This is a genomic window from Pseudomonas sp. NY15364, assembly GCF_048068235.1.
In the GTDB taxonomy this organism is placed as follows: domain Bacteria; phylum Pseudomonadota; class Gammaproteobacteria; order Pseudomonadales; family Pseudomonadaceae; genus Aquipseudomonas; species Aquipseudomonas mendocina_D.
In genome coordinates this window covers 32,570-44,906 of sequence record NZ_JBLUPX010000031.1, presented here as the reverse complement: position 1 = coordinate 44,906, position 12,337 = coordinate 32,570, and the positions used below count along the sequence as shown (strand labels likewise).

At 58.2% G+C, this 12,337-nt stretch carries 11 protein-coding genes and 4 tRNA genes; all 15 read left to right on the top strand.

Annotated features, from left to right (window positions below):
- Positions 1–420 precede the first annotated feature (420 nt).
- Positions 421–1,386, top strand: a complete 966-nt coding sequence (gene birA / locus ACNFCJ_RS20175; RefSeq protein ID WP_416773234.1) for a bifunctional biotin--[acetyl-CoA-carboxylase] ligase/biotin operon repressor BirA — start codon at positions 421–423, stop codon at positions 1,384–1,386.
- The gene (locus ACNFCJ_RS20170; RefSeq protein WP_416773232.1) at positions 1,376–2,125 is read left to right on the top strand and encodes a pantothenate kinase; all 750 of its coding nucleotides are present in this window, start codon (positions 1,376–1,378) and stop codon (positions 2,123–2,125) included. Before birA ends, ACNFCJ_RS20170 begins: the two co-directional genes overlap by 11 nt.
- 8 nt (positions 2,126–2,133) lie before the next feature.
- Positions 2,134–2,820 carry an SPOR domain-containing protein gene (locus ACNFCJ_RS20165; RefSeq protein WP_416773230.1) on the top strand — a complete coding sequence of 229 codons (687 nt, stop codon included), beginning with the start codon at positions 2,134–2,136 and terminating at the stop codon, positions 2,818–2,820.
- Between the two features lie 141 nt (positions 2,821–2,961).
- Positions 2,962–3,046: transfer RNA gene (locus tag ACNFCJ_RS20160), tRNA-Tyr, on the top strand.
- Positions 3,047–3,070: 24 nt separating this feature from the next.
- Positions 3,071–3,144: transfer RNA gene (locus ACNFCJ_RS20155), tRNA-Gly, on the top strand.
- A 26-nt stretch (positions 3,145–3,170) separates the two neighbouring features.
- Positions 3,171–3,246, top strand: a tRNA-Thr gene (locus ACNFCJ_RS20150).
- Between the two features lie 84 nt (positions 3,247–3,330).
- Positions 3,331–4,524, top strand: coding sequence for an elongation factor Tu (gene tuf, locus ACNFCJ_RS20145; RefSeq protein WP_143504852.1), 1,194 nt, complete (start codon positions 3,331–3,333; stop codon positions 4,522–4,524).
- A gap of 53 nt (positions 4,525–4,577) precedes the next feature.
- Positions 4,578–4,653, top strand: a tRNA-Trp gene (locus ACNFCJ_RS20140).
- Positions 4,654–4,695: 42 nt separating this feature from the next.
- A complete protein-coding gene (gene secE / locus ACNFCJ_RS20135; RefSeq protein WP_143504861.1) occupies positions 4,696–5,064 on the top strand; it encodes a preprotein translocase subunit SecE in 369 nt (122 codons plus the stop codon).
- A gap of 9 nt (positions 5,065–5,073) precedes the next feature.
- Positions 5,074–5,607, top strand: a complete 534-nt coding sequence (gene nusG, locus ACNFCJ_RS20130) for a transcription termination/antitermination protein NusG (RefSeq protein WP_343351077.1) — start codon at positions 5,074–5,076, stop codon at positions 5,605–5,607.
- A 119-nt stretch (positions 5,608–5,726) separates the two neighbouring features.
- Positions 5,727–6,158, top strand: coding sequence for a 50S ribosomal protein L11 (gene rplK / locus ACNFCJ_RS20125; RefSeq protein WP_143504859.1), 432 nt, complete (start codon positions 5,727–5,729; stop codon positions 6,156–6,158).
- Positions 6,158–6,853: a 50S ribosomal protein L1 gene (gene rplA, locus ACNFCJ_RS20120; protein WP_074682734.1), complete on the top strand. Its 696-nt coding sequence runs from the start codon at positions 6,158–6,160 to the stop codon at positions 6,851–6,853. The genes rplK and rplA overlap by 1 nt, the downstream gene beginning before the upstream one ends.
- A 211-nt stretch (positions 6,854–7,064) precedes the next feature.
- On the top strand, positions 7,065–7,565 hold the full coding sequence (gene rplJ / locus ACNFCJ_RS20115) for a 50S ribosomal protein L10 (RefSeq protein ID WP_003463333.1): 501 nt from the start codon (positions 7,065–7,067) through the stop codon (positions 7,563–7,565).
- 80 nt (positions 7,566–7,645) lie between these two features.
- Positions 7,646–8,014, top strand: a complete 369-nt coding sequence (gene rplL / locus ACNFCJ_RS20110; RefSeq protein ID WP_074861137.1) for a 50S ribosomal protein L7/L12 — start codon at positions 7,646–7,648, stop codon at positions 8,012–8,014.
- A 219-nt stretch (positions 8,015–8,233) separates the two neighbouring features.
- Complete coding sequence (rpoB, locus tag ACNFCJ_RS20105; RefSeq protein ID WP_416773226.1) at positions 8,234–12,307, top strand: DNA-directed RNA polymerase subunit beta; 4,074 nt, start codon at positions 8,234–8,236, stop codon at positions 12,305–12,307.
- Positions 12,308–12,337: the final 30 nt, after the last annotated feature.

The following is a 12,337-nucleotide window of genomic DNA, read 5'->3' as shown; positions in this document are numbered from 1 at the left end:
ACGACGCATCGCCGATGGTAGTGTGGTGCTTCACCATGTGAGAGTAGGTCATCGTCAAGCTCCTATACGAAACCCCAGATCGCGAAAGCGGTCTGGGGTTTCTTCTTTGCAGCGCGCAAAATGCGCTCAGGCCATCGGGTAGGGTGTGCTGCGCGCACCGGCCAAGACGCGGTGGCCGTGGTGCGCACGGCGCACCCTACGTAGCTTCGCGAGCAGAGCTCGCTCCTACGGGGTAGTGCGTTATCGGCATCAAGAAAAAGGCCACCTGAAGGTGGCCTTTGCCGTTTATGGGTTCTGAGGGTGTGGTCCTGTGCGTGGGGCAGGATCTTTCCTTTATATAGCTTTCTTATGCTTCCCGTTTTCTATGCAGGCCGAAGCCTCATCGTTATCATGCCAGCCTTGTTCGTGGCGGGGCCTGGCATGCTGGAATTGTTGAAACTTCTGCAGGATGGTCGATTCCATTCCGGTGAAGCCCTGGGGGCGAAGCTTGGGATAAGTCGCAGTGCCATCTGGAAGCAACTGCAAGGCCTGGAGGCCGAGCTGGGGATCGAGGTGTTCAAGGTTCCTGGTCGGGGCTATCGGCTGTCTTCACCCATGACTTTGCTCGATGCCGGAGATATCTCTCGTGGCGCAGATGGCTTGGATTGGCCGATCTCTGTTGAGTCCAGCGTGGATTCGACGAACGCCGAGATCTTTCGTCGCCTCGATGCTGGGGTAAGTGCGCCTTTCGTGCTGCTTGCGGAGCGTCAGACCGCTGGCCGCGGTCGGCGGGGGCGTGTCTGGGCCAGCCCTTTTGCCGAGAACCTTTATTGCAGTGTCGTTCTGCGTGTAGAAGGTGGGATGAGTCAGGTGGAGGCCTTGAGTCTGACTGTAGGCCTTGCTGTCGCCAAAGCACTGCAATCCTGTGGCGTCGATGGCGCGCGACTCAAATGGCCGAATGATGTGCTTGTTGAAGGTCGCAAGATATCCGGAATTCTCCTGGAGCTCGCCGGAGACCCGGCCGATGTCTGTCATGTGGTGATTGGTATCGGTATCAACGTCAACATGGCAGTCGATGCGCCCGCTGTGATCGATCAGCCTTGGATCTCGGTGCGGCAATGCCTTGGGCGGATGCTCGATCGTAATGAATTGGCTGCTGAGCTGTTGTTGCAGCTTCGGAGCAGCCTGTCCACTCATTGGCAGCACGGCTTTGCTGGTTTGCGCGAGGAGTGGGAAGCCTTGCATGCGTGGCGTGGGCGCTCTGTTGCGTTGACGGCAGGAAGCAATGCGACGCTGGGTGTCGTGCTTGGAGTTGATGAGCGAGGCGCTATTAGGCTGAGCGTGGATGGCGTTGATCGCTCCTTCAGTGGTGGCGAGTTGAGCCTGAGGTTGCAACATGATTCTTGAGCTCGACTGCGGTAATAGCTTTATCAAGTGGCGGGTCATCTCCGTGGATGGAGCGCAGCGCGTTCTTGCTGGCGTGGTCGACTCCGATGCCGCGCTTTTCGAGTCTTTGGCTGCTGCGTCTGAGTTGCGGGTGAGTCGCTGTCGCCTGGTCAGTGTGCGTAGCGATGCTGAGACCGAGCAGTTGGTTGCGCGTATCCGTGAGTCCTTGGGGGTGGATGCGGTCTGCGCTCAATCTGCTAGTCAGGTCGGGGTGGTGCAGAACGGTTATGAAGACTTCCGGCGCCTTGGTCTGGACCGTTGGCTGGCTGTGCTGGGTGCCTATCACCTGGGGCAGCGCGCTTGTCTGGTAGTGGATCTCGGAACTGCGGTGACCGCTGACTTCGTATCGGCCGATGGTAGGCATCAGGGTGGTTTCATCTGCCCTGGGTTGCCGCTGATGCGTGATCAGTTGAGCACGCACACTCGGCGTATTCGCTACGATCGTCAGGTGGCGCTCGCCGCTTTGCAGGAGTTGGAGCCTGGGCGCTCCACTGCGGAGGCTGTCGAGCGAGGCTGCGTATTGATGTTGCGTGGTTTTGTTGCCGAACAGTTGCTGCAAGCGCAGGCTCGTTTTCCTGACGGTTTCGAAGTTTTCCTGACTGGCGGCGATGCGGGCCTGGTGCGAGACGTGGTTCCGGGGGCGCAGGTTGTTCCTGATCTGGTATTTGTCGGACTGGCTATTGCCTGTCCCTTGAGCTGAGGCGATGCATGCGCTGGATTCTGCTATTGCTCCTGCTACTTAACGCTTTCTATTACGTCTGGCATCAGCAGCAGGGCCCCTTGCGCGCCAAGGAGGTGGCTCCAGCCGGTGCTTATCAGTCGGCGCGTAAAGATATTCGTCTGTTGAGTGAGGCGGATGCGCCGCGCGTGCGCGCAGAATCTTCGGCGCCGGCTGATGTCGTTGCTCCTGAGGCGGCAGTCTGTCTCTATCTGGGGAGTTTCGAAGAGGAGTCGAAAGCCAGGGTTGTGGAGCAGCGGCTTTTGAGCTTGGACATCCAGGCTGAAGTGCGCAGCGTCGATGCTGCAGCTGGTGTCGAGTATTGGGTTTATCTGCCACCTCTGGCTTCGCGTCAGGCCTCGCTGAGGCAGTTGCGTGAGCTGCAGGCCCGGCGTATCGATGGCTACATCATCACTCAGGGTGAGCTGGCGAATGGCATATCGCTGGGGATATTCCCTCGTAATGACTCGGCCAATAGCGTTATGCAGCGTTTGCGTGATGTGGGTTACGAGCCGCAGATTCGCGAACTCTCACGTGCGCATCGCAGTTTTTGGGTGCGCGTGGCCCCGGAAAGTCGGCGCTTGGCTGACGAGTTTTTGCTTGGGCGACTTGCCGGAGACTTTGCCGGTTTGCAGCATCAATTAATGCCTTGTGAAGGCGTTGCATTGCTCCAGTAGTTTGCATAGAATGGCGCCCGCTTCGCAGGGTGGTCAAAGTTGGTTACCGGCGAAGATGTTGTCGAAGTAGCTAACCTCAAGATTTTAATGAGAAAAAGCTTGACAGCAGGGTGGCAGATCTAGAAAATGCCGCCTCACTTTGGAGGGGTTCCCGAGCGGCCAAAGGGATCAGACTGTAAATCTGACGTCATCGACTTCGAAGGTTCGAATCCTTCCCCCTCCACCAGATTCAGCGTGAGCTGCAAGCTCCGCGGGTATAGTTCAGTGGTAGAACCTCAGCCTTCCAAGCTGATGATGCGGGTTCGATTCCCGCTACCCGCTCCAGTTTGTGGTTGGCGCAACAGAGTTTGGCTCATGTAGCTCAGTTGGTAGAGCACACCCTTGGTAAGGGTGAGGTCAGCGGTTCAAATCCGCTCATGAGCTCCATTTAATGAAGGCAGATATGAAAGTATCTGCCTTTGTTTTAATGGCGGCATGGCTTGCTCAATTCTTCGCTAGGAGACGGTCAAGATGGCTAAAGAGAAATTTGAACGTAACAAACCGCACGTCAACGTTGGCACCATTGGTCACGTTGACCACGGTAAAACCACTCTGACCGCTGCTCTGACCCGTGTCTGCTCCGAAGTATTCGGTTCGGCTCGTGTTGACTTCGACAAGATCGACAGCGCGCCGGAAGAGAAGGCTCGTGGTATCACCATCAACACTGCGCACGTAGAGTACGATTCCACCATTCGTCACTACGCGCACGTTGACTGCCCGGGTCACGCCGACTATGTGAAGAACATGATCACCGGTGCTGCCCAGATGGACGGCGCGATCCTGGTCTGCTCCGCTGCCGACGGCCCCATGCCGCAAACCCGTGAGCACATCCTGCTGTCCCGTCAGGTTGGCGTACCGTACATCGTTGTCTTCCTGAACAAGGCTGACATGGTTGACGACGCTGAGCTGCTGGAGCTGGTCGAGATGGAAGTTCGCGACCTGCTGAGCACCTACGATTTCCCGGGTGACGACACTCCGATCATCATCGGTTCCGCGCTGATGGCGCTGAACGGCGAAGACACCAACGAGATGGGCACCACTGCCGTCAAGAAGCTGGTTGAAACGCTGGATACCTACATCCCTGAGCCGGTTCGTGCCATCGACCGTCCGTTCCTGATGCCGATCGAAGACGTATTCTCGATCTCCGGCCGCGGTACTGTTGTGACCGGTCGTGTAGAGCGCGGTATCGTCAAGATCCAGGAAGAAATCGAAATCGTTGGTCTGCGTCCGACCACCAAAACCACCTGCACCGGCGTTGAGATGTTCCGCAAGCTGCTGGACGAGGGTCGTGCTGGTGAGAACTGCGGCGTGCTGCTGCGCGGCACCAAGCGTGATGAAGTCGAGCGTGGTCAGGTTCTGGCCAAGCCGGGCACCATCAAGCCGCACACCAAGTTCGAAGCTGAAGTGTACGTTCTGTCCAAAGAAGAAGGTGGTCGTCACACCCCGTTCTTCAAAGGCTACCGTCCTCAGTTCTACTTCCGTACCACTGACGTGACCGGTTCGTGCGAACTGCCGGAAGGCGTTGAGATGGTAATGCCGGGCGACAACATCAAAATGGTTGTCACCCTGATCAAGCCGATCGCCATGGAAGACGGCCTGCGCTTCGCAATTCGCGAAGGTGGTCGTACCGTTGGTGCTGGCGTGGTTGCCAAGATCGTCGAGTAATCGGTTGATCTGTTCCTCTCGGGCCGGCATAATGGTCGGCCTGATTTTGCTTTAGGTCAGTAGCTCAATTGGCAGAGCGGCGGTCTCCAAAACCGCAGGTTGGGGGTTCGATTCCCTCCTGACCTGCCATTTTCTAACGAATTTGGCGTGTCTTTCACAGGATCCTCTCGAATGAATGTTAAGGCTGAAGCCAAAGACTCTCGCTTTGATCTGGTCAAGTGGCTGGTTGTCGCTGCCCTGGTTGCGGTGGGTGTGGTGGGTAATCAGTACTTTTCTGCAGAGCCTGTTCTGTATCGTGTTCTGGGTTTGGTTGTGCTGGGCGCTGTTGCCGCTTTCGTGGCGTTTCAGACTGCTCGCGGTCAAGCTTTCGCGGTACTGCTGAAAGAGGCGCGCGTCGAAATTCGTAAGGTTGTTTGGCCGACTCGCCAGGAGACCACTCAGACTACCCTGATCGTGGTTGCTGTGGTGTTGGTCATGGCGCTGCTGTTGTGGGGGCTCGATTCCCTGCTCGGTTTGCTGATTTCGCTGATTGTTGGTTAAGGGTGTCTCGTGGCTAAGCGTTGGTACGTCGTGCATGCTTACTCGGGTTACGAGAAGCATGTCATGCGCTCGCTCATCGAGCGCGTGAAACTGGCTGGGATGGAGGATGACTTTGGCGAGATTCTCGTGCCCACTGAAGAAGTGGTCGAGATGCGCAATGGTCAGAAGCGCAAGAGTGAGCGCAAGTTCTTCCCTGGCTACGTTCTTGTGCAGATGGAAATGAGCGAGGCGACTTGGCACTTGATCAAGGATACGCCGCGTGTCATGGGTTTCATTGGTGGTACGGCTGACAAGCCGGCGCCGATTACCGAGAAAGAAGCCGAGGCCATTCTGCGTCGTGTTGCAGATAGTGGCGACAAGCCCAAGCCGAAAACGTTGTTTGAGCCGGGCGAGATGGTTCGTGTTATCGATGGTCCGTTCGCCGACTTTGGCGGTGTCGTCGAAGAAGTGAATTACGAGAAAAGCCGCATCCAGGTTGCTGTGACCATTTTCGGTCGCTCCACCCCGGTCGAGCTGGAGTTCAGTCAGGTCGAGAAGGCATAACTGACATAAGCATCCCCCACCCCGCAGTCCTAGGCTGCGGGGTTTTGTCGTCATTGGGATAAATGCGTAAGTAACCTCGGGGAGCCGTAAGGCGTTCGAACCCGAAATTGGAGTAGCTAATGGCTAAGAAGATTCAGGCTTATATCAAGCTGCAGGTTAAAGCCGGTCAGGCAAACCCGTCGCCACCCGTTGGTCCCGCTCTGGGTCAGCACGGTGTAAACATCATGGAATTCTGCAAGGCGTTCAACGCCAAGACTCAAGGCGTCGAGCCGGGTCTGCCGACTCCTGTGATCATCACTGTATACAGTGACCGCAGCTTCACCTTTGAAACCAAGAGCACCCCGGCCGCTGTGCTGCTGAAGAAGGCTGCTGGCCTGACCAGCGGTTCCGCGCGTCCGAACACCGTCAAAGTAGGCACCGTTACCCGTGCTCAGCTGGAAGAGATCGCCAAGACCAAGCAGGCCGATCTGACTGCCGCTGACCTGGATGCGGCCGTGCGCACCATCGCCGGCTCCGCTCGTAGCATGGGCCTCAACGTGGAGGGTGTGTAATGGCTAAGTTGACCAAGCGCCAAAAGGCCATCGCCGAGAAAATCGAAGCAGGCAAGGCCTACAGTTTCGAAGAAGCGGCAACTCTGCTGGCTTCGCTGCCTGCTGCCAAATTCGTAGAGTCCTTTGACGTAGCGGTGAACCTGGGTGTAGACCCGCGTAAATCCGACCAGGTCGTACGTGGCGCCACCGTTCTGCCGAACGGCACTGGCAAGACCGTGCGCGTTGCCGTGTTCACCCAAGGTCCGGGCGCTGAAGCAGCCCTGGCTGCCGGTGCCGACAAGGTCGGTATGGACGATCTGGCTGCCGAAATGAAAGCCGGCGATCTCAACTACGACGTGGTCATCGCTTCTCCGGACGCTATGCGTGTTGTTGGCCAGTTGGGTCAGGTTCTGGGCCCGCGCGGCCTGATGCCGAACCCGAAAGTCGGCACCGTGACTCCGGACGTCGCTACCGCTGTCAAGAACGCCAAGGCTGGTCAGGTGCGTTTCCGTACCGACAAGAACGGCATCATCCACACCTCCGTTGGCAAGGTCGGCTTTGAAGCCGCTGCGCTGAAGCAGAACGTGGAAGCCCTGCTGTCTGACCTCAAGCGTCTGAAGCCGTCGACCTCGAAAGGTATCTACGTCAAGCGTGTGACCCTGAGCACCACCATGGGTCCGGGTCTGATCATCGATCAGGCTTCGCTCGACGCGTAAGTGATTGGGCCGGTAGCCATGTGCTGCCCGCCATGAAAGATTGGGGTCCCTGCCTGGCGGGGGCTATCCAAGACCGTAGGTGACACACGTTTTAAATGTCAGGTTCGCCTGATGGCCTACGCAGATGGTGCTCCCGATTCGTTACCGAATCAGACACCAAAACGCCGCCAAGCCTCGGTTTGGCGATACGGTAAAAACCAGGAGTAAACCCGTGGCAATTAAACTCGAAGACAAGAAGGCCATCGTCGCTGAAGTCAACGAGGCTGCCAAAGCCGGTCTGTCCGCTGTCGTGGCTGATGCCCGTGGCGTGACCGTCGGCGCAATGACCGGACTCCGTAAAGAGGCCCGCGAAGCTGGTGTGTACGTGAAAGTCGTGCGTAACACCCTGCTCAAGCGCGCCGTTGAAGGCACTCAGTTTGACGTGCTCAACGACGTGTTCAAAGGCCCGACCCTGATCGCTTTCTCCAACGAACACCCGGGCGCTGCTGCCCGTCTGTTCAAAGAGTTTGCCAAGGGTCAGGACAAGTTCGAGATCAAGGCAGCTGCGTTCGAGGGCAAGTACCTCGCAGCAAACCAGATCGACGTACTGGCAAGTCTGCCGACCCGCGACGAGGGCATCGCCCAGCTGATGAGCGTTATTCAAGGCGCTACCAGCAAACTCGCTCGCACCCTGGCAGCCATTCGCGACCAGAAAGAAGCTGCTGCTGCCTAAGGCGGCGTGAGCACTTTCGAAATCAAACGTTTAATTTGATGGTCGCCTAGGCCGTCACCCCAATACAGGAATTGATAGTCATGTCTCTGACTAACGAGCAAATCATCGAAGCTATCGGCCAGAAATCCGTTATGGAAATCGTTGAGCTGATCAAGGCGATGGAAGAAACCTTCGGCGTTACCGCTGCTGCTGCTGTTGCCGCTGGCCCGGCTGCTGCCGCTGCTGCTGTTGAAGAGCAGACCGAGTTCAACGTTGTTCTGGCTGAAGCTGGCGACAAGAAAGTGAACGTGATCAAGGCTGTTCGCGAGCTGACCGGTCTGGGCCTGAAAGAAGCCAAGGAGAAGGTCGACACCGCTCCTCAGGTTATCGCTGAAGGTCTGAGCAAAGAAGCTGCTGAAGACGCCAAGAAGAAGCTGGAAGAAGCTGGCGCCAAGGTCGAGCTCAAGTAAGCTCGCACCTTGCGTCTACAGCCCGCGCGACTCGCACAAGGCTGATGGCTGGTGGCTTTTGCCACCGGCCTTTTTCCGTTCTAGGTCGACTGTTCGTCAGTTGGCCTGGAGCAGAGAAATCCCGCCCGACAGGCGGTTGCAAACCGAGGTTTGCACGATTTTCTGGTCACCGCCGCCGGCGTTGACCAAATAAGCAGGTGACCAAGCTGGGGAACGCTGATGGCTTACTCATACACTGAGAAAAAACGTATCCGCAAGGACTTTAGCAAGTTGCCGGATGTCATGGATGTGCCTTACCTCCTGGCCATCCAGCTGGATTCCTATCGCGAATTCCTGCAGCAAGGGGTGAGCAAGGAACAATTCCGTGACATCGGCCTGCATGCGGCCTTCAAATCGGTATTCCCGATCATCAGCTACTCCGGCAACGCTGCCCTGGAGTACGTCGGCTATCGCCTGGGCGAGCCGGCGTTCGACGTCAAGGAGTGCGTCCTGCGTGGCGTGACCTTCGCCGTGCCGCTGCGCGTGAAAGTACGCCTGATCATTTTCGACAAAGAATCGTCGAACAAAGCGATCAAGGACATCAAAGAGCAGGAAGTGTACATGGGCGAGATTCCGCTCATGACCGAGAACGGTACCTTCGTCATCAACGGTACCGAGCGCGTCATCGTGTCCCAGCTGCACCGTTCGCCGGGTGTGTTCTTCGACCACGACCGTGGCAAGACCCACAGCTCGGGCAAGCTGCTGTACTCCGCTCGCATCATCCCCTACCGCGGTTCCTGGCTGGACTTCGAGTTCGATCCGAAGGACGCGGTATTCGTGCGTATCGACCGTCGCCGCAAACTGCCGGCGTCCGTTCTGCTGCGCGCACTCGGCTACAGCACCGAAGAAGTGCTGGATGCCTTCTACGACACCAACGTCTACCACGTTAAGAACGACGGCCTGAGCCTGGAGCTGGTGCCGCAGCGTCTGCGTGGTGAAGTCGCGGTCCTGGACATCAAGGACGCCAGCGGCAAGGTGATCGTGGAGCAGGGCCGTCGTATCACGGCTCGCCACATCAACCAGCTGGACAAGGCTGGCATCAAAGAGCTGGAAGTTCCACTCGACTACGTGATTGGCCGTACCACTGCTAAGGCGATCGTGCACCCGGCTACCGGCGAAATCATCGCTGAGTGCAACACCGAGCTGACCGCCGACCTGCTGGTCAAGATGGCCAAGGCACAGGTGGTTCGCTTCGAGACCCTGTACACCAACGACATCGATTGCGGCCCGTTCATCAGCGACACGCTGAAGATCGACAGCACCACCAATCAGTTGGAAGCGCTGGTCGAGATCTACCGCATGATGCGTCCTGGCGAGCCGCCAACCAAGGATGCTGCTGAGACCCTGTTCAACAACCTGTTCTTCAGCGCCGAGCGTTACGACCTGTCCGCCGTTGGCCGCATGAAGTTCAACCGTCGTATCGGTCGCACCGAGATCGAAGGTTCGGGCGTGCTGAGCAAGGAAGACATCGTTGCCGTACTCAAGACCCTGGTCGACATCCGTAACGGCAAGGGCATCGTCGACGACATCGACCACCTGGGTAACCGCCGCGTACGTTGCGTCGGCGAGATGGCCGAGAACCAGTTCCGCGTTGGCCTGGTTCGTGTAGAGCGCGCGGTCAAGGAACGTCTGTCGATGGCTGAAAGCGAAGGCCTGATGCCGCAAGACCTGATCAACGCCAAGCCGGTTGCGGCGGCGGTGAAAGAGTTCTTCGGTTCCAGCCAGCTCTCGCAGTTCATGGACCAGAACAACCCGCTCTCCGAGATCACCCACAAGCGCCGTGTTTCTGCACTCGGCCCAGGTGGTCTGACTCGTGAGCGCGCTGGCTTCGAAGTCCGCGACGTACACCCGACTCACTATGGTCGCGTGTGCCCGATCGAAACGCCGGAAGGTCCGAACATCGGTCTGATCAACTCCCTGGCGGCCTACGCCCGCACCAACCAGTACGGCTTCCTGGAAAGCCCGTACCGCGTGGTCAAGGAAGGTCAGGTTACCGACGAGATCGTGTTCCTGTCCGCCATCGAAGAAGCCGATCATGTGATCGCTCAGGCATCCGCTACCCTGAACGACAAAGGTCAGCTGATCGACGAGCTGGTTGCCGTACGTCACCTCAACGAGTTCACCGTCAAGGCGCCGGAAGACGTCACCCTGATGGACGTTTCGCCGAAGCAGGTCGTTTCCGTTGCTGCCTCGCTGATTCCGTTCCTCGAGCATGACGACGCCAACCGTGCACTCATGGGTTCGAACATGCAGCGTCAGGCTGTACCGACTCTGCGTGCGGACAAGCCGTTGGTAGGTACCGGCATGGAGCGCAACGTCGCCCGTGACTCCGGCGTCTGCGTCGTGGCCCGCCGTGGCGGCGTGATCGACTCGGTCGACGCCAGCCGTATCGTGGTTCGCGTCAATGACGACGAAGTCGAAACTGGCGAAGCCGGTGTCGACATCTACAACCTGACCAAGTACACCCGCTCCAACCAGAACACCTGCATCAACCAGCGTCCGCTAGTGAGCAAGGGTGATCAGGTAGCGCGTGGCGACATCATGGCCGACGGCCCGTCCACCGACATGGGTGAACTGGCGCTGGGTCAGAACATGCGCGTGGCGTTCATGCCGTGGAACGGTTTCAACTTCGAAGACTCCATCTGCCTGTCCGAACGCGTGGTTCAGGAAGATCGCTTCACCACGATCCACATCCAGGAACTGACCTGTGTGGCGCGTGACACCAAGCTCGGCCCAGAGGAAATCTCCTCTGACATCCCGAACGTTGGCGAAGCTGCGCTGAACAAGCTGGACGAAGCCGGTATCGTCTACGTCGGTGCCGAAGTTGGCCCGGGCGACATCCTGGTCGGTAAGGTCACCCCGAAAGGTGAGACCCAGCTGACTCCGGAAGAGAAGCTGCTGCGTGCGATCTTCGGTGAGAAGGCGTCCGACGTTAAGGACACCTCCCTGCGTGTGCCGACTGGCACCAAGGGTACCGTCATCGACGTGCAGGTCTTCACCCGTGATGGCGTGGAGCGCGACTCGCGTGCCCTGTCCATCGAGAAGATGCAGCTGGACGAGATCCGCAAAGACCTCAACGAAGAGTTCCGCATCGTCGAAGGCGCAACCTTCGAGCGTCTGCGTTCCGCTTTGGTTGGCGCGACTGCCGAAGGCGGCGCTGGTCTGAAGAAAGGCACTGTGATCACCGACGAGTTCCTCGACGGTCTCGAGCGTGGCCAGTGGTTCAAACTGCGCATGGCCGAAGACGCTCTGAATGAGCAGTTGGAGAAGGCTCAGGCCTACATCTCCGACCGCCGTCAGATGCTCGACGACAAGTTCGAAGACAAGAAGCGCAAGCTGCAGCAGGGCGATGACCTGGCTCCGGGCGTACTGAAGATCGTCAAGGTCTACCTGGCCATCCGCCGTCGCATCCAGCCGGGTGACAAGATGGCCGGTCGTCACGGTAACAAGGGTGTCGTCTCGGTGATCATGCCGGTCGAAGACATGCCGCACGACGCCAACGGTACTCCGGTCGACATCGTGCTGAACCCGCTCGGCGTACCGTCGCGTATGAACGTCGGTCAGATTCTCGAAACCCACCTGGGCCTCGCGGCCAAGGGCCTGGGCGAGAAGATCAACCGCATGCTCGAAGAGCAGCGCAAGATCGCCGAGCTGCGCAAGTTCCTCGCCGAGATCTACAACGAGATCGGTGGCCGTCAGGAAAACCTCGACGAGTTCTCCGATACCGAGATTCTCGAGCTGGCGAAGAACCTCAAAGGCGGTGTACCGATGGCAACTGCCGTGTTCGACGGTGCCAAGGAAACCGAGATCAAGGCCATGCTGAAGCTGGCTGATCTGCCGGAGAGCGGCCAGATGCGCCTGTTCGACGGTCGTACCGGTAACCAGTTCGAGCGTCCGACCACCGTCGGCTACATGTACATGCTCAAACTGAACCACCTGGTGGACGACAAGATGCACGCCCGTTCCACTGGTTCCTACAGCCTGGTTACCCAGCAGCCGCTGGGTGGTAAGGCGCAGTTCGGTGGTCAGCGTTTCGGGGAGATGGAGGTCTGGGCACTGGAAGCCTATGGCGCCGCCTACACCCTGCAGGAAATGCTGACCGTGAAGTCGGACGACGTGAACGGCCGTACCAAGATGTACAAGAACATCGTGGATGGCGATCACCGTATGGAGCCGGGCATGCCCGAGTCCTTCAACGTACTGATCAAAGAGATCCGTTCGCTCGGCATCGATATCGATCTGGAAACCGAATAACACGACGTGAATCGGCAGCGGGGCTAACCC

Excerpts from the sequence above, each read along its gene's own strand:
- secE (WP_143504861.1), top strand. The coding sequence starts at position 4,696 with ATGAATGTTAAGGCTGAAGCCAAAGACTCTCGCTTTGATCTGGTCAAG.
- rplA (WP_074682734.1), top strand. The coding sequence starts at position 6,158 with ATGGCTAAGTTGACCAAGCGCCAAAAGGCCATCGCCGAGAAAATCGAA.
- ACNFCJ_RS20170 (WP_416773232.1), top strand. The coding sequence starts at position 1,376 with ATGATTCTTGAGCTCGACTGCGGTAATAGCTTTATCAAGTGGCGGGTC.
- ACNFCJ_RS20165 (WP_416773230.1), top strand. The coding sequence starts at position 2,134 with ATGCGCTGGATTCTGCTATTGCTCCTGCTACTTAACGCTTTCTATTAC.
- rplK (WP_143504859.1), top strand. The coding sequence starts at position 5,727 with ATGGCTAAGAAGATTCAGGCTTATATCAAGCTGCAGGTTAAAGCCGGT.
- rplL (WP_074861137.1), top strand. The coding sequence starts at position 7,646 with ATGTCTCTGACTAACGAGCAAATCATCGAAGCTATCGGCCAGAAATCC.
- rpoB (WP_416773226.1), top strand. The coding sequence starts at position 8,234 with ATGGCTTACTCATACACTGAGAAAAAACGTATCCGCAAGGACTTTAGC.
- birA (WP_416773234.1), top strand. The coding sequence starts at position 421 with ATGCTGGAATTGTTGAAACTTCTGCAGGATGGTCGATTCCATTCCGGT.
- tuf (WP_143504852.1), top strand. The coding sequence starts at position 3,331 with ATGGCTAAAGAGAAATTTGAACGTAACAAACCGCACGTCAACGTTGGC.